This is a genomic window from Streptomyces sp. Rer75 (genome assembly GCF_013414305.1).
GTDB classification, from domain to species: domain Bacteria; phylum Actinomycetota; class Actinomycetes; order Streptomycetales; family Streptomycetaceae; genus Streptomyces; species Streptomyces himastatinicus.
The window spans coordinates 8,543,324-8,561,277 of record NZ_CP058693.1 but is presented as its reverse complement, the minus strand read 5'-3'; the positions used below and the strand labels follow the sequence as shown (position 1 = coordinate 8,561,277).

Here is a 17,954-nt window from a genome sequence, read left to right as displayed (position 1 = left end):
CGGGCCCCGACAAGAACTACCTCCCCAAGTCCCAAAGCGCCTCGATCGCGGCCACCCGGCCAGGAAGAGCCGCGGCGCGGGCTGCGAGTGAAGGCACATCACATGGCCTGAACCTGAAGACGGCTTCAGGACTTCAGGCTGCGTTCAGGTTCGGTTCGGCAACGTAGTGGGTGTCGGAAGGGCGCGACAGGGCCCACCGGCGGAAGCGAAACCGCGAAACGAACCGGAGGAACGTCCCCCATGAAGGCCACCGCCAAGCGCACCCTCACCCCCCGCGCCGTCGTCCTCGGCACGGCCGCCGCCATCGCCCTGATCGGCGGCACGGGCGCAGCCAGCGCCTTCGCGGACGACGACGGCCCGGCCCCGAAGTCCTCGGTCCAGCTGAACCAGAGCGAGCGCCACCTGGACGACACCGCCCAGGACCGCACCCAGGTCAAGGCGGACAAGGTCAGCTACGACCAGGCCACCGCCGCGGCGCTGAAGGCCGTCCCCGGCACCGCGACCTCCGCCGAGCTCGACACCGCCGACCGCAACGGCTCCCTCATCTGGGAGGTCGACGTCTTCGGCAAGGACCACAAGAGCCACGACATCACCGTCGACGCGGGCAACGGCAAGGTCCTGGGCCAGCACACCGACCGCGACGACGACGCCGCCGAGGACGCCCGCGAGACCCAGGCCCTGATCAAGGGCGACAAGACCGGCTACGACAAGGCCACCGACCAGGCCCTGAACGCCGTCCCCGGCACCGTCACCTCCTTCGGCCTGGACGACAACGACCGCACCGGCGCCACCGTCTACGAGGTCGACGTCCTCGGCAAGGACCACAAGAGCCACGACATCACCGTCGACGCCGCCAACGGCAAGGTCCTGGGCCAGCACGTCGACCACGACGACAACGACAACCAGGACGACGGCGACGACGACTGATCAGGCAACCAGAACGCCCGCCTGAAGCCTCCCCCAGAGCCCGAAGGGGCCGCACCCGCCACTGTCCGGCGGCCGCGGCCCCTTCGTCCGTTCCGGGGGCGGGGCCCGTGGGCATCGGGAGCGGACGCTGAGTGAGCGCCGCACTCCTGGCCGTAGGACCGCCGGCCTTCCCCGCCAGGCCGAACGTCACTGGTCGCCGGAGCGGCGCGGTGCTGTCATGGGTAGGGAGGACGGCGTGGACGAGCCGGCAGGGCCGCGGAGGCCGACGCACCGCGCGTGGCCCGCCCGGGCGGTCCGACCGTGGCCGCCCCGTCGCACAGCGGAGGAGGCCGATGCCATGCTGCACCGCCGCACGGTCGGTGACGTCATGACCGAGGAGGTCATCACCTTCCGGCCCGACACACCGTTCCAGGAAGTCGCCGCCCTGCTGGACGCGAACGACATCGCCGCGGCCCCGGTCGTCGACGTCAACGGCACCCCCCTCGGCATGGTGTCCGCGTCCGACGTGCTGCGGCACGAGACCGGCATGCCCGATCCACAGGGGCAGTACGGGAACGACGAGCGCGCCTGGGGCAAGGCCCGGGCCCGGACCGCAGGCGCGCTCATGAGCAGCCCCGTCTTCACCGCCCGCGCCGACTGGACCATCCCCCGGGCCGCACGCGAACTCCGCAGGCGGCACGTCAAGCAGCTGCCGGTGGTCGGCGACGACAGGCTCCTTGGCATCGTCAGCCGCAGCGACCTGCTCGACGCCTTCATCCGCTCCGACGTCGAGATCCGCGACGAGGTCGAGCAGGACGTCCTGGGACGCATCCTCGGCCTGGACGAGGGCACCGTCGCGGTCGAGGTCCGTGACGGGGACGTCACCCTTCGGGGCCACGTCCCGGAACCGCGCCTCATCCCGGTGGTCGTGGGCCTCTGCCAGGGCGTCGACGGTGTCGTCACCGTGGACGCCCACCTCACCGCCCCGGGCTAAGTGTGCGCCCGGCGATCAACTGCTTCTCCGTCGGGCGCACGCGCGTCCTCCCACGTCTGCACCCCGGCCCGCCGTCCGGCTGACCGAGACGGTCGCGCGCAGGGCGGCGAAGTGAATTTCCGCGCACGGAACGCGGCCCATGCCGACCACCCGCCGTCGAGTGGTGGCATGCTCGGCCTCGACTCATCCGATCTCGGGAACGCCGCGTGGAGCACCGCCCCTGCGTGGAGCTGTCCCCGTGCGGTCCTGCGGGAGTTCCCGAAAGACTGACGGAGGCACCGACCGATGGGAAGTCACCTCTTCGCCGAACTGGCCCGGCGCACCCTGGACGACGCACGCCATGAAGTCGAGGTCTACGGACGGGAGATCCCCGAGTACCGGTTCGTGGAGGACGACGGGCGGCTGAGAGCCGAAGCGCTGGATTACGCGGTGTGGCTCAGACGCCGCACCCTGGAATTAGCCCCCGAGGGCACTCCCCTCACCCAGGAGGATCTCGACAACATCGCGTGGATGGGCGCATCGCGGGCCAGGACGGGGATGTCCGCCGCGTCCCGGCGGCGGGTCCTCGGTCTGCACACCAACCTCATGCTCCGGGAGATCCAGGAGGCGTCCGGCCCGGAGAACACCGATGAACTGATGCGCCTCATGGTCTGGTTCACCACGCAGGGCACACGCGGCATCGACGCCTACACCCGCGGCCATGTGGCGGAGCAGGAGCGCCGCCTGTCCTTCGTGGCCCGGGTCCGCGCGCTCACCACGGCCCTCCTCGCCGACGACTCCCTGGCCTCGGGCCTCGCCCGTGCCGTCGGCATGAGCCTGGCCGCATCGTACGAGGTGGTGGTCGTCCGTGTCCCCGGCCGTACCGCCCCGGACACCGCAGGGCGCGAGGGGATCGTCGAAGCCCTCCTGGCCCGCCACCGGGTGCCGATGGCCTGGCCCGGGGCGGAGGAGCTGGTGGCCCTGGTACCCGCCGACCAGGACCGCGCTCCTGGTACGGCCGGGCCGGCCCGCGACCGGTCCGCGCGGGACCGGGCGCTCGCCTTCGTCCGCGACGCCGGCGAGGCGGTGGCGCGGCCCTGCGCAGTCGGCACCAGTACGGGCCGCGTCCGCGCGCTGGCCGATGCGTACGCGCGCGCCCGGCGCATCAGCCTGGCGGCTCCGCTCCAGCCCGTACCCCGTCGCCTGCACACCCTGGCCGATGTCTTCGTCGAACTGGCCGTTGCCGAAGACCGCGAGATCGACACCTGGTTGTCCGGCATGGCCCGGAGCCTCGCCCGGGGACCCGAGCTGCTCGCCACCCTGGAGACGTATTACGCCCATGACATGCACCGCAGGAACACCGCCGCCGCGCTGAACATCCATCCGCGGACCCTGGACTACCGTCTCCAGCGGGTGCGGCGGCTCACCGATGTCGACCCCGGATCCGCCCGTGGCGTCCGCATCCTGAGCGCCGTGGTCGCCAGGGCCTCCTCCGGCGCCTGGACGACATGAGCCCGGTGTGTGCCGGCGGGGCGTAGGCCGCTCGGGCTCCCCCAGCGGCCTACGAGGCCCCCGGCGCCCGTCCTCAGAGCTCGCAGTTGATCTCGACTTCGGCGTCACACCGGTCGATCCCGGGACCGCCGTTGGCGATGTCGTAGCCGGGGCCGCCGATCAGGGTGTCATTGCCGGAGTGGGAGGCGTTGTCGGGGCTGTCGCCGAAGAGGTAGTCGTTGCCGGTGCCCCCCGTGATGTTGTCGTTGCCGTTCTGGCCGCTCACGCCGAAGTACGTCCCCACCGACACATTGGTCGGGTCGCTGGGGTTGAAGTTGTCCGAGCCGTCACCGAGGCAGACCACGGCGGAGGAGCTGATCAGGTCGGAGAAGACCCAGTCGTCCCCCGAGAAGGCGTTGACGACGCTGCCCGGCGTGCCCCAGATGGCGTTGGCGTTCTTGTCCCCTTCGATCGTGGCGGTGAGCGGCACACCCGTCTTGGGGTCGGTACAGGTGGTCGCCGCGGAGGCCGTCGGCGCCTTCGCCGAGGTCGCCGCCTGAGCGGTCCCACCGGCGCAGAGAGCGGCGCCGGTGAGGGCCGCGGTGGAGGCCAGCAGCGCGGTGAGTCTGATTCCGTGTCGGGTCATTCGGTGTTCCTCCTCGGAAGGGGATGCGAAGTGACGCCGCACAGCCTTCCGCCCGGCCGCCCGGCGCGTCTTCGTGAACCAGGGAGAAAACGCCTGTCCGCGACGGGCGCCGGACTGTCAATCCGCGCAAACGGCCTCCGGGCTCCAAGCCCTGTCCGGCGGATCATGTCCGGAGCCGTAACCGGCTACAAGACCGGTCGGTGACGACGTACGTGGAGCGCAGGGTCGGCTTCGAAGGGCTGATGGTGCACGAGACGTGGAACCTGCCGCAGGATGCATCCGTACACCCATTCGGCAGTCTCGGTGTGCGGCCGGAATTGCGAGATCTTACGTTGGTGACCGGACTCCACGGGCCCGCAAGGGAAGGCTCTTCGATGGACGGTCAGATCGTGCAGGTGAAGATCCACCCTGCCATTGGTGTCGCCCGGGTGGGCAACAGCATCGAAACGCCCTTCATCGGCCCGGAATCACCGGACCAGAAACCCATGGACCTTGGCTCTTACAAGGACAGTTCCGGGGCGATCCGGAGGCAGGCTGCGCGTTTCCGGGTGTACGGCTACAACGCCGCAGGGGAGGTCGTACGGGAGCTGAAGCCGGGCGACGCGGGTGTCTCCGAGATCCAGTGGACGGTGCACCTGGCCAACAAAAAGGCCGCCTGGTACCAGTTCCATCTGCCGCTCGATATCCCCGAGGGCGAGATGCTGGCGGCTGGGCAATACGCTCGGCGAAACGCCGACGTCGTGGACGCCGACCGGAAGAAGCTGGTCAACGACCCCGGAAGCCGGACCGTTCGCGGCTCGATGACCGAGACGAAGAAGTTCGATTCCGGCAAAGTCATGGGCAATGCGGTGTACCTCGGGGAGATCTCCACCCGTTCCGACGGGCGCCTGGTGGTGCTCGGCGGCAGGGGAAGCTCCGCCTCCTACAAGAACAAACCGATCACCGGAGTCGCCAACAACGACACCTGGTACGACGACGTGTCCGACGGCCCTGTGACGGCGAAGGTCCGTATCGACGGCAGGGAACTCCTTGCCACCCCGGCCTGGGTCGTGGTGGGTCCTCCGGACTACGCCCCCGGTGTGAAGTCCATCCGCACCCTCTACGACCTGCTCTTCGATGTCTTCGTCGAGGCCGGTTCACTGGCCCGCCCGCAGATCATTTCGTTCGCCGATCACATCGAGCCGATTCTGCGGCGATTCTGCGATCTACAGTGGGTCAATCGGGGTTTCGCGACGCAATTCGGCTGGAACGGCCCCAACTTCTTCCTCGCCCCGGCCATGCGGAAACGACTCGCCGATCCGTCCGACCGCAACCGGGAACTGCGTCGCCAGATGTACGTGGCCCTGCGCGATTACTGCCGCGACGGGATGTCGCCCCTGCCGTGGCCATGGCTCTACGGCGACGCCATGGCCAGCAAGCCCAAATCCGTGCGTCAGCACATCACGCTGTCCCCGTTCCAGGACTGGCTGCTTCAGCGCTGGGCTGACGGCGCGTTCCAGGCCGCCCCGCTGCGAGCGTCCCGCCCCACCGTGGATGACGCGCCTGTCGCGGAGCAGCCGGGGCTGCTGGACCGGGCGGCCCTGGAGAACTGTGCCGCCGAGGCGTTCCACCCGGGGTGCGAGGTCACCTGGCCGATCAGGCACCCGACCATGTTCGCCGAACCCTTCCGCATCCTGCACCGCAACTCGGGCACGTCGGAGCCCGACTTCGGGCCGATGCTCACTCCGCAGGAGGCGGCCATCAAGAACGGCCCACTGTACGCGCAAGGGCCTGGAGATCTCACGCGCTGGATGGCCGCCCCATGGCAGGCCGACACCGCGAGCTGCCGCTCCGGCTACGAGGCGCTGGTGCCGGACCTCGGGCCCCGCTACAGCCCGTACCTGCCGACCTTCTGGCCTGCCCACGTGCCCAACCACGTACTCAAGGTGGAGGACTTCGAGAAGGTGAACACACCACCGACCGGCGGCGAGGACAGCGCCCGGGAGGAGGCGTTCGAACGGCGAGCGACCTGGCTGCGCGGACTCAACGGCAATACGAACCAGCAGCGCAACCAGATGATCGCGGACTGGCCGAAGCTCGGGATCGTCGAGGTGCGCGACTACACCGTCGGCGACGGGAAGTTCCCCGACCGCATCCACGTGGAGTCACGCCCCGCATCACCGCTCGACCAGGCGATGGACACGGCAAACCTCGTCAACTTGCAGGTGCTCGAGGCGGGTGTGCCCGTGCTGGCCGCCGCGGCCGGCACCTGGCCCGCGGACGGGCCCGCCCCCGAAACCGTCGAGGCCGAGTACGTGGCACGGGCGGTCAGCGAGGCAGTGGAGGCGACCGGCTACCGCGAGGAGGAGATCGCCGCCGGATACCTCGAGAGACTCGACCCCTTCCACGAGGCGCTGTGAGCCCCGCGCCCGCCCCCGGCGGGGAAACCTACGACGTCGTGGTGGCGGGCGGCGGCCCGGCAGGCTGCGCCGCCGCGCTCACGCTCGCCCGGGCCGGCCGTACGGTTCTGCTGGCGGACGCCGGCACCGGGCCGCCGAAGGTCGGCGAGACGCTCGTGCCCGCCGGGCGGGTCCTGCTCGGCGACCTCGGCGTCGCCGACCGCGTTCTCAGGTCCGGGCATCTGCCCTGCTACGGCAATCTTTCGGCGTGGGGCTCGGCCGACCTGCACGCCGTGGACTTCATCAACGATCCGCACGGCCATGGCTGGCACCTCGACCGGCGGCTCTTCGACCGGCGACTGCGCGACGCCTCCCGCGCGGCGGGGGCCGAGGTCGCCGAGGGCACGGCCGTACGCGGAGCGGCGCGGCAGCCGGACCGCGGTTGGACTCTGTCCCTGCGCGGCGGCACGGGCCCTGCCGATACCGGGGCCGGTGGCGAGCGTACGGTGCGCTGCCGCTGGGTGATCGACGCCACCGGCCGCGCCGCCGCGATCGCCGTCCGGTGCGGGGCCCGACGGCAGGTCCGGGACCGGCTCACAGCCCTCCACGCGCCCCTGGAGGCGGACCCGCGGGACACCGATCGCTGTTCGCTCATCGAGTCCGACGAGGACGGCTGGTGGTACACCGCCCCGCAGCCCTCCGGCGGGCGCCTGGTCGCCTACTTCACCGACACCGACCTGCCCGCCGCCCCGTACACCGCACGCCACTTCCGCCGACGGATGCTGGCCACCCGGCACGTGTCCCGGTGGGCCCGGCGGCACGGGCCCACGCCATCCGCCGCGCCCCGCCGGGCCGCCGCACACACAGCGCACCTGAACCGGGTGTACGGAGACGGCTGGACCGCCGCCGGAGACGCGGCGGTCGCCTTCGACCCGCTCTCCTCCCAGGGCGTCCTCACCGCCCTCTACACCGGGATGAGCGCGGGCCGGGCCGTCGACGCCCGCCTGAGTCGCGTGAATTACGGCGAGGACTCAGCCCTCGCCGCCTACGCGCACAAGGTAGCTGCCACCCGGACCGCGTATCTGCGCGGCCACCGTCTCATCCACGCCCAGGAGGCCCGCTGGATCCACCGCTCTTTCTGGGCGCGGCGCCTGGCCGAGCTCCCCCACTCCTCCTTCTGACCACAGGAAAGGCGCAGCACGTCATGACCACGGAAATGGACCACGGAGCCGGCCCCGACAGCGGAGCCCTGCATGGTCTCCACCGGTTTCTGCTGATCGGCAAGAGACGCATTTTCTCCTACCACTTGGCGCTCTACAACGTGGAGGCGCATGCCTTCCAGGCCATCGTGACCCTCAGCCTCGCGGACGCCGTGCGCGACGCGTATCTCGCGGATCTGGAGAAGAACAAGGACAAGAGGGTCTTCTACAGCCTCTTCTCCCCCGAACACTTCCCGCTCGCGGACCTCAAGCAGGGCAAGACCTTCAAGGTCCAGCTGGAACGGGTCATTGTCAAACCTGACGGCTCGAGGGAATTCCAGAAGATGCTGAACGGGCAGCAGACCGACGCGGTCTGTAGGGCGGAGGACGTACGGTACTTCCGGAAGCTCGGAGGCCTGGAATACCCCACCTACCTCACCTACCTGTTGTTCGGCGAGGACGACGAGGTACACATTGCGCACGAGCTCGCGAAGAAGCCGAACTGGGACGAAGTCATCACCATCACTGAGCCGCGCAACATCGACCCCACGCTCCTGAGCAAGGTCCCGGACATCACCATCGAGTCGATCGAGGACCCACACGGTGTCGTGACGGAGAGCCCCTTGAAGAAGGGGCAGAGGTACGACGCCACGATCAACGGAGCCGGTGCGTCGATCAGTTTCAAGGCCGGTCGGCAGGGCTGGTGGAACCACACCAGCCTCAACAACTGAGTGGGCGACGACGGCTGCGGCTGACCACCTCGCCGCTGAACTGGCCAACGTCGCCCGTGAACTGCTCGACGAGCTCAATCCGCCACGTCTGGGATCATCATGAAGATCGCAGTTCTGGGGGAGATGTCGAGGACATCCCTCTGAGGTCCGGGAGGGCGCGATGCTCCAGGATCGGCGGAACCGAGATCGGTTCCGGCACCGGCGGTGGGGGTCCCTGCTGTGAGGGGTACTGACAGGGACCCCCACCCGCCGCGTCGTCTTCCTACGCTGGCCCCATGGACAATCGGGCCGAAGTCAGCGCATTCCTGAAGTCTCGCCGCGACAAGATCACGCCCGAGCAGGCGGGTGTGCCGGTGTACGGGCAGCGGCGGGTGCCCGGGCTGCGCCGGGGCGAGGTCGCGATGCTCGCCGGGGTGAGCGTCGAGTACTACACGCGCCTGGAGCGCGGCAACCTCGGCGGGGTCTCCGACAGCGTCCTGGACGCGCTCGCCCAGGCCCTGCGGCTCGACGAGACCGAGCGGGAGCATCTGTACGATCTGGCCCGTGCGGCCAACGCAAGCCCCGCCCGTGTCCGGCGCCGCCCCAAGAAGACCACCGTGCGGCCCAGCGTGCTGCGCATCGTCGAGGGCCTGCACGACCAGCCGGCCTACGTGCGCAACAACCGCATGGACATCCTCGCGGCCAACCCGCTCGCCCGCGCCCTGCACTGCCAGGCGTTCGAGCACGAGCCCGTCAACCCCTGCCGGTTCGTCTTCCTCGACCCGAGGGCGCCCCTGTTCTACCGAGACTGGGAGCGCGTGGCCCGCGACGGAGTCGGAGTGCTGCGGGTCGAGGTCGCCAAGAATCCCTACGACCGCGAGCTGCACAACCTGATCGGGGAGCTGTCCACCCGCAGCGATGCCTTCCGCACCCTGTGGGGCGCGCACGACGTGCACGTCTACACCGAGGGAACCAAGCGGTTCCGGCACCCGGTGGTGGGCGATCTGGAACTGGTCCACGAGAGTCTTGACCTGCCCGGCGACGCCGGTCTGTCCATCACCGTCTACAACGCGGATCCCGGCACGCCTGCCGCCGACGCGTTGCAGCTCCTGGCCAGCTGGGCAGCCACCCGGAACCAGGCCGGCGCTGCCGCGCGGTCCGACACGGAGCACTGACGCAGGGTCCGGCCCGTTCCGCAGGCTTCCCGGCCCAGCGGCAACCCCGTGCCTCGAACCCCTCTGAATGCCTTGGCGGCCGGGATCCCACCTGCGTCACCTCCGCGCGCCCTCTGGCCGCCTCGAGGGGGTCCCTGTCGTTACCCCTCACAAGCGTGCCTGTCTGCGGAGCGCGGCCGCTGGTTTCGTGGACTTCAGCGGAGCCCGATGAACTCCGCCCTCCCGCCCCCCGATTCAAGAAACCGCACTCGTCCCTTGGAGGCGATCATGGAACACCGTCTGCTCGGCCGCACCGGCCTGTCCGTCAGCAAGATGTGCCTGGGCGCGATGATGTTCGGCCCGTGGGGCAACCCCGACCACGACGAGTCCACCCGGACGATCAATCGTGCCCTGGACGCGGGCATCAACTTCATCGACACCGCCGACGTCTACTCCCAGGGCGAGTCCGAGGAGATCGTCGGACGGGCGATCAAGGGACGGCGTGACGACCTCGTCCTGGCCACCAAGTTCCACCAGCCGATGGGGGACGACCCCAACCAGCGGGGCAACTCCCGGCGCTGGATCATGCGCGCCGTCGAGGACTCGCTGCGCCGACTGGGAACCGACTACATCGACCTCTACCAGGTCCACCGTCCCTCACCCGACACCGACATCGAAGAGACCCTGGGCGCGCTGACGGACCTGGTACGCCAGGGCAAGGTCCGCTACATCGGATCCTCCACCTTCCCCGGCAGCCAGATCGTCGAAGCCCAGTGGGCCGCCCGGGACCGCCATCTGGAGCGGTTCGTATGCGAGCAGGCGCCGTACTCCATGCTGGTACGCGGCATCGAGGCCGACGTCCTCCCCACCGCCGCCCGGCACGGCATGGGCGTGATCACCTACAGCCCGCTCGCCGGCGGGTGGCTCTCGGGCCTCTGGCGTCAGGACGCCGACCTGCCCACCCCCTCACCGGCGCGGCAGCGCCTCGCCGACCGCTTCGACATGTCCCTACCGGTCAACCAGCGCAAGCTCGAGGCGACCGAAGCCCTCGCCCACCTGGCCGAGGACAACGGAATGACGCTGATCGAGATGGCCATCGCCTTCGCCCTCAACCACCCCGCGGTCGTCTCGGTCCTCATGGGCCCACGCACCCTGGACCACCTTCAGACGCAGCTGCCCGCGGCCGACGTGGTCCTGGACCCGGCGGTCCTGGACCGCATCGACGCCATCGTCACCCCCGGCACGGTCATCAACCCGGCCGACACCAGCTACATCAACCCCGCCCTGGAACCGGCAGCCCGCCGACGCTGATCGGCCGGGCACCCGTCATCCCGTCACCCCCGACAAGGTCAAGTGGCTCGGCGGGGTGCGGTTCGACACCTGATGCCGCGCCGCGCGCCCCCCGACGCGGTGTCGAGAGGGAGCTCCGCCGCTGCCGACTGTTCGAGGAAACGTCCTCCTTCCGCGGGAACACTCTCGCGTCGCCGAACCACCATGTGCAGGCGGTACCGCCAAAGGGCTGGCGGTACCGGCTTGGTGAGGGACGACGGGATCTCCCTACAGGCCACGACCTCGCAGGACGCGGCGCTCCAGGGGCGCAAAGACGACTAGGTCGATGCCGATGCCCACCGTCAGGATGACGAGGATGGACGCGAGGACGAGCGGCATGTCCTGGTACGCGCGTGCGTTCTCCAAGAGCTGCCCGAGACCTTCGCCCAGCTCCGGTGAGCTGGCAATGAGCTCGGCCGCCATCAGCGACCGCCAGATCCCGACCACGCGGGCCGCACCGCCCTTCCCTCTCGCCAAGGAGACCTACGCCATGCCCCTGCGACTGGGTTGCACAGCCGACGACTTCACCGGCGGCACCGATGTCGCCGCTGCCCTGCGCAGGGCCGGCCTGCGAACCGCCCTGGTCTTCGGCGTCCCCGACGCCGACACGGAGCTGCCCGCCGACTGCGACGCCGCCGTGGTCGCGCTCAAGTGCCGCTCCACGCCCGCCGACGAGGCCGTGTCCGAGTCGCTCGCCACCCAGAAGTGGCTGTGGTCGAAGGGCGCCGCGCAGTTCCACTTCACGTACTGCTCGACCTTCGCCTCCACCGCTCAGGGCAACATCGGAACGGTCACCGACGCTCTCCTCGACGCGGCCGGGGCCCGGGTGACGGTGCTCTGCCCGGCGTCCCCACCCAACGGCCGCACCGTCTACCAGGGCCACCTGTTCGTCCACGACCAGCTGCTCTCGGACTCGCCACTGCGACACCACCCGCTCAACCCGATGACGGACGCCTCGCTGCGCCACCTCCTCACCGCCCAGACCCCGCACCGGGTCGGCCTCGTCAACCACGCCACCATCAGCCGCGGCGCCGACGCGGTCCGCGACGCGCTCCTCGCCCACGAGCGCGACGGCGTACGGCACGTCGTCGCCGACGCGCTCACCGACGACGACCTCGCCGTCCTGGGCGCCGCCTGCCTCGAACTCCCCGTCGTCACCGGCGCCGCGGGCCTCGCCGAAGGACTCGGCCGCGCCTACCCGACCGGCTCCGGCGCCACCGACGTGCCCATGCCCCACACCGGCCGGGCCGCCGTCCTGGCCGGCAACTGCTCGGCCACCCGGCAACGCCGGTCCTGATCTACGCCTCCGCCTCACCGGACGAACTCGCCGCGGTACAAAGCGAGCTGGGCGTGAGCACCGCTGCGGACCTGGTCGAGCAGATCCTCGGCACCCTCGCCGCCCGCCTCGTCGACCACGGCCTACGCCATCTCATCGTCGCCGGCGGAGAGACCTCCGGCGCCGTCACCACCGCCCTGGGCATCCGCACGGTCCTGGTCGCCGACGAGGCCGACCCCGGCGTCCCCTGGACATACGCGACCACGGCCTCCGGCGACCTGGCGCTCATGCTCAAGTCCGGCAACTTCGGCGCCCCCGACCTGTTCCTGCGCGGCCTCGGGGAGGCGGTCAAGTGAGCCCTTACGACGATGAATCAGCGGCCCGCGCGGCCCTCGTCCGCACCGCCCGCTCCCTGTTCACCCGGGGCCTCACCCACGGCTCCACCGGCAACCTCTCGGTGCGCCTCACCGACGGCAGCCTGCTGCTCACACCCACCGGGTCGAGCCTCGGCACCGTCACCGAGGACACCCTCTCCCGAACCGACGTACGCGGCACCGCACTTGACGGCCCGCGCCCCACCAAGGAGGCGTTCCTGCACGCCGCGTTCTACCGGGCACGGCGGACGCCCACGCCGTCGTCCACCTGCACTCCACCCACGCGGCAGCCGTCTCCTGCCTGGCCGACGTCGACCCCGCGAACGCGCTGCCGCCGCTGACCGCGTACTACGCCATGCGCGTCGGAACCCTCCCCCTCCTCCCCTACCACGCACCCGGCGACACCGCCCTGGAGCCGCTGGCGGAAGCAACGGCGCGCACCCACCACGCCGTCCTCCTCGCCAACCATGGCCCCGTCGTCGCCGCACCCACCCTCGACCAAGCAGCCACACGGTTTCCGGCACCCACACGCTGGATCCTGGAGTAGGAGAACCCCGAGCGCACGGCCGCGCAGGTCCTGGACGACCATTCCAGGGCGGTGGTGGCCACCGGTGGGGTTTCGCGGAGGACACCGTCCGCCTGGCGGCGGCCCCGCGGCCCGCGCTGGCGGCCCGGCTCAGACCCCGGAGGAGACCTCAGCCTTCTCGTCGGACCCCGTGTCCTTTCCCTCGGCCGCCGCTAGCCTGCGGTTGCGCTGGACCGAGGAGAAGAAGGACCAGGCGATCAGGACGACGCCGACGAGTCCCGTGATGACCTCGTGGATCTCGTACCGGATGGTGACGAGCAGGATCACGGCGAGGGCGCCGATCGCGTAGTGCGCGCCGTGCTCCAGGTAGACGTAGTCGTCGAGGGTGCCCTGGCGGACCAGGTAGACCGTGAGCGAGCGGACGTACATCGCGCCGATGCCGAGGCCGAGCGACATCAGGACGATGTCGTTGGTGATCGCGAAGGCGGCGATGACGCCGTCGAACGAGAAGGACGCGTCCAGGACCTCCAGGTAGAGGAACATGAAGAACGCGGCCTTGCCGGCCATCGCGACCGCCGGGACCTTCTTGCCGCTCCTCTTGGCCTCTTCCTCGGCCTCGTGCTCGCGCTCCTCCTCTTCCTCGAGCTTGTTCTCGAAGTAGCCGGAGAGGCCGCCGACGATCAGGTAGGTGATCAAGCCCGCGACGCCGGCGATCAGGACGGTCTCCGCCTTGTCCGCATGGATGCCGCCGTACTGGTGGGCCTTGGTGGCGAAGGTCATCGCCGAGACGAGCAGCACGATGAGCGCGATGCAGACGGAGAGCATGTCGACCTTGCCGAGCTTGGCGAGCGGACGCTCCAGCCAGCCGAGCCACTTGATCTCCCGGTCCTCGAAGATGAAGTCGAGGAAGATCATCAACAGGAACATGCCACCGAAGGCGGCGATCGACGGGTGGGCGTCGGTCACCAACTGCTGGTACTTGTCCTTGTCATCGAGCGCGAGCCGTACCGCTTCGATCGGACCGATCTTGGCGCTGATGGCGACGATCACGACCGGGAAGACCAGGCGCATGCCGAAGACCGCGATCAGGACGCCGATGGTGAGGAAGATCTTCTGCCAGAAGGCATTCATCTTCTTCAGGATCCCGGCGTTGACCACGGCGTTGTCGAAGGACACCGAGATCTCGAGGATGGACAGGATCGCCACGATCCCGAAGCCGGTCCACCCCCCGTAGAACACCGCCGCGACCAAGCCGAGCGCGGTGACCGCGAACGACCAGCCGAACGTTTTCAGAAGCACTGGCTACCCCATCGTTTTATACGGGACTCCCCCGCACCGTACGGGACTTTACGAAACATTGACCCTGAAGTCTAGAGCGATGCCTCGCAGCCCTGACACATATTCCGGGCCAGCGGCGCCCAGTTGCGGTTGCAGTACTAAGGAGTGTCCGGTGGGCCGAAGGTGGTGCGGGCGCCCGCCGCCAGGCATCGCCAGAGGCCGAGCTCCCGCCCTCCTGCCTCGCCTCCCCCGGGCACGTCTTCGCCAACTACCACTGAGTCACACCTGACACGGTGCTGCGCTGGCACCACGAACTGCTGCGCCGCCGCCAGGCCAAGGCGGCGGGCACGGCGCGATCAGCCGAACAGCTGGGAACCGAGCGGGCGTTGCCGGTCGAAACCGGGGAGGATCAGGAATGTCGCGCTGGCGGTTGTGGTGGTGAAGGGCAGCAGCGCGTCGGAGGTGTCCATGTGGGCGAGGGTGGCGGTGAAGGTCCGCAGGTCGTTCTGGAAGCTGATGAAGAGCAGGCCGGGGGCGGGCTCGTCGGTGCTGTAGGAGCGGCGGAGCATGAGGCCGGCGCCGACCACGGAGGGGTTGGCCCTGCGCACGTGGGCGTCCGCGGGGACGAGATAGCGTCCGTCTGGTGTCTTGGCGCCGAGTTCCGGGCCCGAGGCGACGGGGCCGCCGGAGAGGGGGACGCCGCTGGCCCGGCGCCGCCCGAAGACCGCTTCCTGCTCGGCTACGGACAGGGCGGCGAACCGGGGCAGGTCGAGTTCCATGCGCCGCAGTACGGCAAGGGTGCCACCGGCGACCGGAGGGGGCCCGGCCAGCCACAGGTCGCGTCGTTGTTCGGCGGTCGTGTGCGGGCCCACGATGCCGTCGATGAAACCGAGCGGGTTTCGTGGCGCGGTGAGGCCGTTGCCGACGGGCACGTTCGCACCGCGGCGTGCGGACTGCCGCCAGCGTTCGCGGATGCGGTCACCGGCCCGGTCCAGGAGCGCGGCGGCGACGACCGGCAGGAGCAGCGCGTCGCTGGCGCAGATCTGCATCAGCAGGTCACCGCCGCGCGCCCGCGGGGCGATCCGCTCGCGGGAGAATCGCGGGAGGTCGGTCGCGCCGGGCAGCGAGGCACCGGCCGTGCGCACCAGCCGGGGGCCCACGCCGACGGTCACGGTGAGGTCGCCCGGCGGTAGGCCCAGCAGCCGCGGGTCGTTCCCCGCGATGAGCGTACGGATGGTCTTCCCCAGTTCGGCCAGTAACGGGCCGGGAGCCACGCTGGCGCCGAGGTCGGCCACCACGGCCAGCAGGTTGCGCTGGGCCGGCTGGGGGAGCGTGATGCCTGCCTGATGGCGGCCCGTCGCCACAACCGGCGTCGGCGTGGCCGCTGCGGTAGGGGCGTGCCGGCCCGGCCGGGCGGAGTCCGATGTGCACCCGGCGGTCAGGCCGGCGGCCACCATGGCGCCGGTGACATCGAGGAACGCGCGGCGCGACGGGTGGTGATCGGCTCGATGCATGGTGTGCAGAGTGCCACATCCGAATCGTGCACGCCGGTCAATCTCACCGATTCTGGCGTGGAATTGGGCGTTCTGCCAGACTGGGATCATGCCTCGATTAGCTCTTCGCGTGGTGGCGGCGGTACTGGCCACGCTGGCACTTGTGGTCGGCTGCGGCGGCGGCGATGGCGGATCGGGCAAAGGCCGGCGGCCGACCGGTGCCCATGTGACGATCCGAGTGCCTGCCGATGCCCCGACGATCTCGGATGCGGTGTCCTTGGCTCGGCCCGGTGATCTGGTGCTGGTCGCGCCGGGCGTGTACCACGAGTCGGTGAAGATCGACACGGCGCGCATCACGCTTCGCGGCGCGTCCCGGCACAAGGTCGTCATCGACGGGCGGTTGCGGCAGCCGAACGGCGTCGTCGTCTCGGCGCCCGGGGTGGCCGTGGAGAACCTGACCGTGGAGAACAACACGCAGAACGGGGTCCTGGTCACCGGTTCGGCGAAGGCGGCCGCCGGCCTGCCGGGGCAGAGCGGCGGCTACGACACCGGCGACGAGCCCGTCACCTTCCTGAAGTCGTTCCTGGTCTCCCACGTGACCGCGACCCGCAACGGTCTGTACGGCATCTACGCGTTCTCCGCCCAGAACGGTGTCATCGAGCACTCGTACGCGTCAGGCGGGGCCGACTCGGGGATCTATGTCGGGCAGTGCAAGCCGTGCAACGTCGTGGTGCGGGACAACGTCGCCGAACTCAACGCGGTCGGTTACGAAGGCACCAACGCCAGCGAGGACATGTACGTGGTCCGCAACCGCCTGGTCGGCAACCGGGTCGGCCTGACCACCAACTCCGACCACCAGGAGAAGCTGCTCCCGCAGAAGGGCTCCGTCATCGCGGGCAATCTGATCGCCGCCAACCAGCAGAGGGCCACCCCGCAGCAGGCCGACGGCGGGTGGGGCACCGGCATCGGCATCGACGGCGGCAGCGACAACCAGTTCGTCCGCAACCGCATCGCCGACAACCGCAACGCCGGGCTGGTGATCACCGCAACCGCCGACATCCCTTCGGTCGGCAACCAGATCGTGGACAACACGTTCACCGGCAACGGCGTCGACGTCGGCTGGACGTTCCCCACCGCCACGCGGGGACGGGGCAACTGCCTGCGCGGCAACGATCTGCGCACCACCGTGCCCGCCCGGCTCGCGACAACCGCGGCCTGCCCGCTTCCGGCCAAGTCGCCCTCGCCGGCCGGCACGTGGGCGGCGCCGACGGCACCCGGTGGCATCCCGTTCACCGAGGTCGCGGCGCCTGCTCCGCAGCCGCAGTTCCCCAACGCCACCACGTCGGGCGCCACCGTTGTCCCGCCCGTCCCGGCCCTGCCGAAGACGGAGGGCATCCGGCTGCCGCCGGCGTCCCTGCTCGCCGCGAACGCGCGGGTGCAGACGTCCTGAACAGCGGCTACCGGGTCGGGGTGGTTCCGGGTACCGGCTTGACCGGAACGTACTTGTGGGTGTCGAAATCGATGACTGCCGGCTGCGGTTGCGAACCCACGCTGACGCGGACCCGGTACATGGTGCCGTCGGAGCCGATCCAGTAGCGCACGTTGCCCGCCGTACCGGAGCGGTCAGGGGAGGACGGTCCGGTCATGACGTCCACCCAGCGCCCGTCCACCTGCTCCCGCCCCCACCAGGCGGCGCCGTTCTGCGGCAGCAGTTCGGCGTTGTCCGGCCGGTCGCCGCCGAGACCGAGCGCGATGGACAGGGAGGTGTCCAGCGCGCTGCCGGACGACAGCAGCGGACGGTCGTACCAGCCCGAACGGGGCGGCGCCGCGGGCGCGTGCGCCGGGGCGTCCGTCATCGGGCGGACGTGCACCGAGGTGGGCGTCCACTGGATCAGCCCGTCGCTGGACTTGTCGCGCCCGGTGCCGTGCACCACGCCGTAACCGACCTTGCGCCGATAGTCGACGGACCCGCTGACGGTCAGCCCGCCGGCAGTGCCCGGCACGGTGATCGTCACCGCGCGGCCCTGCGCCTGGTAGTTACGGAACCGCGTCATCGCCAGTCGGCTCGCCTCATCCGTTGTCAGTGCGCGCGGACCGCTGGGGCCGGACCCGCCGTCGGCGGCCAGGAACGCGGCCACCGCGACGGCCGCTACGCCGATGACGGCTGCCGCCCAGCGTGGCCGCAGCCATCGGCGCCGGTCAGCCGCACGGCCTGGTCGAG

15 protein-coding genes and 2 pseudogenes are annotated in these 17,954 nt (G+C 70.3%); 12 read left to right on the top strand and 5 right to left on the bottom strand.

The window, feature by feature from the left end; all coding sequences use genetic code 11:
• Positions 1 to 240: 240 nt before the first annotated feature.
• The 3 genes from HYQ63_RS36790 (at position 241) to HYQ63_RS36780 (ending at position 3,391) form a co-directional block, all read left to right on the top strand.
• Entirely contained in the window at positions 241 to 927 is a 687-nt protein-coding gene (locus tag HYQ63_RS36790) for a PepSY domain-containing protein (protein WP_179938018.1), read from the top strand.
• 337 nt (positions 928 to 1,264) lie between these two features.
• Positions 1,265 to 1,900: a CBS domain-containing protein gene (locus tag HYQ63_RS36785; protein WP_179938017.1), complete on the top strand. Its 636-nt coding sequence runs from the start codon at positions 1,265 to 1,267 to the stop codon at positions 1,898 to 1,900.
• 285 nt (positions 1,901 to 2,185) lie between these two features.
• Positions 2,186 to 3,391 carry a CdaR family transcriptional regulator gene (locus tag HYQ63_RS36780; RefSeq protein WP_179938016.1) on the top strand — a complete coding sequence of 402 codons (1,206 nt, stop codon included), beginning with the start codon at positions 2,186 to 2,188 and terminating at the stop codon, positions 3,389 to 3,391.
• Positions 3,392 to 3,464: 73 nt separating this feature from the next.
• Here the strand turns inward: HYQ63_RS36780 and HYQ63_RS45725 are convergent, their stop codons facing one another.
• Entirely contained in the window at positions 3,465 to 4,016 is a 552-nt protein-coding gene (locus HYQ63_RS45725; RefSeq protein ID WP_179938015.1) for a hypothetical protein, read from the bottom strand.
• 374 nt (positions 4,017 to 4,390) lie between these two features.
• Between HYQ63_RS45725 and HYQ63_RS36770 the strand changes: the two genes are divergently transcribed.
• The 5 genes from HYQ63_RS36770 to HYQ63_RS36750 all read left to right on the top strand — a co-directional run bounded on the left by HYQ63_RS36770 (position 4,391) and on the right by HYQ63_RS36750 (position 10,768).
• On the top strand, positions 4,391 to 6,415 hold the full coding sequence (locus tag HYQ63_RS36770; RefSeq protein WP_179938014.1) for a LodA/GoxA family CTQ-dependent oxidase: 2,025 nt from the start codon (positions 4,391 to 4,393) through the stop codon (positions 6,413 to 6,415).
• The gene (locus HYQ63_RS36765) at positions 6,412 to 7,575 is read left to right on the top strand and encodes an NAD(P)/FAD-dependent oxidoreductase (protein ID WP_179938013.1); all 1,164 of its coding nucleotides are present in this window, start codon (positions 6,412 to 6,414) and stop codon (positions 7,573 to 7,575) included. Before HYQ63_RS36770 ends, HYQ63_RS36765 begins: the two co-directional genes overlap by 4 nt.
• 23 nt (positions 7,576 to 7,598) lie before the next feature.
• On the top strand, positions 7,599 to 8,324 hold the full coding sequence (locus tag HYQ63_RS36760) for a hypothetical protein (RefSeq protein ID WP_179938012.1): 726 nt from the start codon (positions 7,599 to 7,601) through the stop codon (positions 8,322 to 8,324).
• Between the two features lie 275 nt (positions 8,325 to 8,599).
• Positions 8,600 to 9,478: a helix-turn-helix transcriptional regulator gene (locus HYQ63_RS36755; RefSeq protein ID WP_179938011.1), complete on the top strand. Its 879-nt coding sequence runs from the start codon at positions 8,600 to 8,602 to the stop codon at positions 9,476 to 9,478.
• 267 nt (positions 9,479 to 9,745) lie between these two features.
• Entirely contained in the window at positions 9,746 to 10,768 is a 1,023-nt protein-coding gene (locus tag HYQ63_RS36750; protein ID WP_179938010.1) for an aldo/keto reductase, read from the top strand.
• 246 nt (positions 10,769 to 11,014) lie between these two features.
• On the opposite strand, the pseudogene HYQ63_RS36745 reads toward HYQ63_RS36750, so the two are convergent.
• Positions 11,015 to 11,221 (bottom strand): annotated as a pseudogene (locus HYQ63_RS36745) (ABC transporter permease); the annotation flags it as partial.
• Positions 11,222 to 11,276: 55 nt separating this feature from the next.
• Between HYQ63_RS36745 and HYQ63_RS36740 the strand changes: the two are divergent.
• From HYQ63_RS36740 to HYQ63_RS46190, 3 genes and pseudogenes are all read left to right on the top strand, one after another.
• Positions 11,277 to 12,083: a four-carbon acid sugar kinase family protein gene (locus tag HYQ63_RS36740; protein WP_306664862.1), complete on the top strand. Its 807-nt coding sequence runs from the start codon at positions 11,277 to 11,279 to the stop codon at positions 12,081 to 12,083.
• Complete coding sequence (locus tag HYQ63_RS45720; RefSeq protein WP_306664886.1) at positions 12,053 to 12,418, top strand: nucleotide-binding domain containing protein; 366 nt, start codon at positions 12,053 to 12,055, stop codon at positions 12,416 to 12,418. The genes HYQ63_RS36740 and HYQ63_RS45720 overlap by 31 nt, the downstream gene beginning before the upstream one ends.
• Positions 12,415 to 12,983 (top strand): annotated as a pseudogene (locus HYQ63_RS46190) (class II aldolase/adducin family protein). The gene HYQ63_RS45720 and the pseudogene HYQ63_RS46190 overlap by 4 nt, the downstream one beginning before the upstream one ends.
• 129 nt (positions 12,984 to 13,112) lie before the next feature.
• Here HYQ63_RS46190 and HYQ63_RS36730 read toward each other — a convergent pair.
• Together HYQ63_RS36730 and HYQ63_RS36725 are read right to left on the bottom strand one after the other, a co-directional pair.
• Positions 13,113 to 14,261 carry a DUF475 domain-containing protein gene (locus HYQ63_RS36730; RefSeq protein WP_179938009.1) on the bottom strand — a complete coding sequence of 383 codons (1,149 nt, stop codon included), beginning with the start codon at positions 14,259 to 14,261 and terminating at the stop codon, positions 13,113 to 13,115.
• 335 nt (positions 14,262 to 14,596) lie between these two features.
• Positions 14,597 to 15,754, bottom strand: coding sequence for a Dyp-type peroxidase (locus HYQ63_RS36725; protein WP_179938008.1), 1,158 nt, complete (start codon positions 15,752 to 15,754; stop codon positions 14,597 to 14,599).
• Between the two features lie 88 nt (positions 15,755 to 15,842).
• Between HYQ63_RS36725 and HYQ63_RS36720 the strand changes: the two genes are divergently transcribed.
• The gene (locus tag HYQ63_RS36720) at positions 15,843 to 17,183 is read left to right on the top strand and encodes a nitrous oxide reductase family maturation protein NosD (protein WP_257232374.1); all 1,341 of its coding nucleotides are present in this window, start codon (positions 15,843 to 15,845) and stop codon (positions 17,181 to 17,183) included.
• A 7-nt stretch (positions 17,184 to 17,190) separates the two neighbouring features.
• Here HYQ63_RS36720 and HYQ63_RS36715 read toward each other — a convergent pair whose 3' ends face one another.
• Positions 17,191 to 17,871: a hypothetical protein gene (locus HYQ63_RS36715; RefSeq protein ID WP_179940895.1), complete on the bottom strand. Its 681-nt coding sequence runs from the start codon at positions 17,869 to 17,871 to the stop codon at positions 17,191 to 17,193.
• Positions 17,872 to 17,954 lie beyond the last annotated feature (83 nt).

Bases quoted from the DNA above. Each gene is read 5' to 3' on its own strand.
- HYQ63_RS36790 (WP_179938018.1), top strand. From the start codon at position 241: ATGAAGGCCACCGCCAAGCGCACCCTCACCCCCCGCGCCGTCGTCCTC.
- HYQ63_RS36785 (WP_179938017.1), top strand. From the start codon at position 1,265: ATGCTGCACCGCCGCACGGTCGGTGACGTCATGACCGAGGAGGTCATC.
- HYQ63_RS36780 (WP_179938016.1), top strand. From the start codon at position 2,186: ATGGGAAGTCACCTCTTCGCCGAACTGGCCCGGCGCACCCTGGACGAC.
- HYQ63_RS45725 (WP_179938015.1), bottom strand. From the start codon at position 4,016: ATGACCCGACACGGAATCAGACTCACCGCGCTGCTGGCCTCCACCGCG.
- HYQ63_RS36770 (WP_179938014.1), top strand. From the start codon at position 4,391: ATGGACGGTCAGATCGTGCAGGTGAAGATCCACCCTGCCATTGGTGTC.
- HYQ63_RS36760 (WP_179938012.1), top strand. From the start codon at position 7,599: ATGACCACGGAAATGGACCACGGAGCCGGCCCCGACAGCGGAGCCCTG.
- HYQ63_RS36755 (WP_179938011.1), top strand. From the start codon at position 8,600: ATGGACAATCGGGCCGAAGTCAGCGCATTCCTGAAGTCTCGCCGCGAC.
- HYQ63_RS36750 (WP_179938010.1), top strand. From the start codon at position 9,746: ATGGAACACCGTCTGCTCGGCCGCACCGGCCTGTCCGTCAGCAAGATG.
- HYQ63_RS36740 (WP_306664862.1), top strand. From the start codon at position 11,277: ATGCCCCTGCGACTGGGTTGCACAGCCGACGACTTCACCGGCGGCACC.
- HYQ63_RS36725 (WP_179938008.1), bottom strand. From the start codon at position 15,754: ATGCATCGAGCCGATCACCACCCGTCGCGCCGCGCGTTCCTCGATGTC.
- HYQ63_RS36720 (WP_257232374.1), top strand. From the start codon at position 15,843: ATGCCTCGATTAGCTCTTCGCGTGGTGGCGGCGGTACTGGCCACGCTG.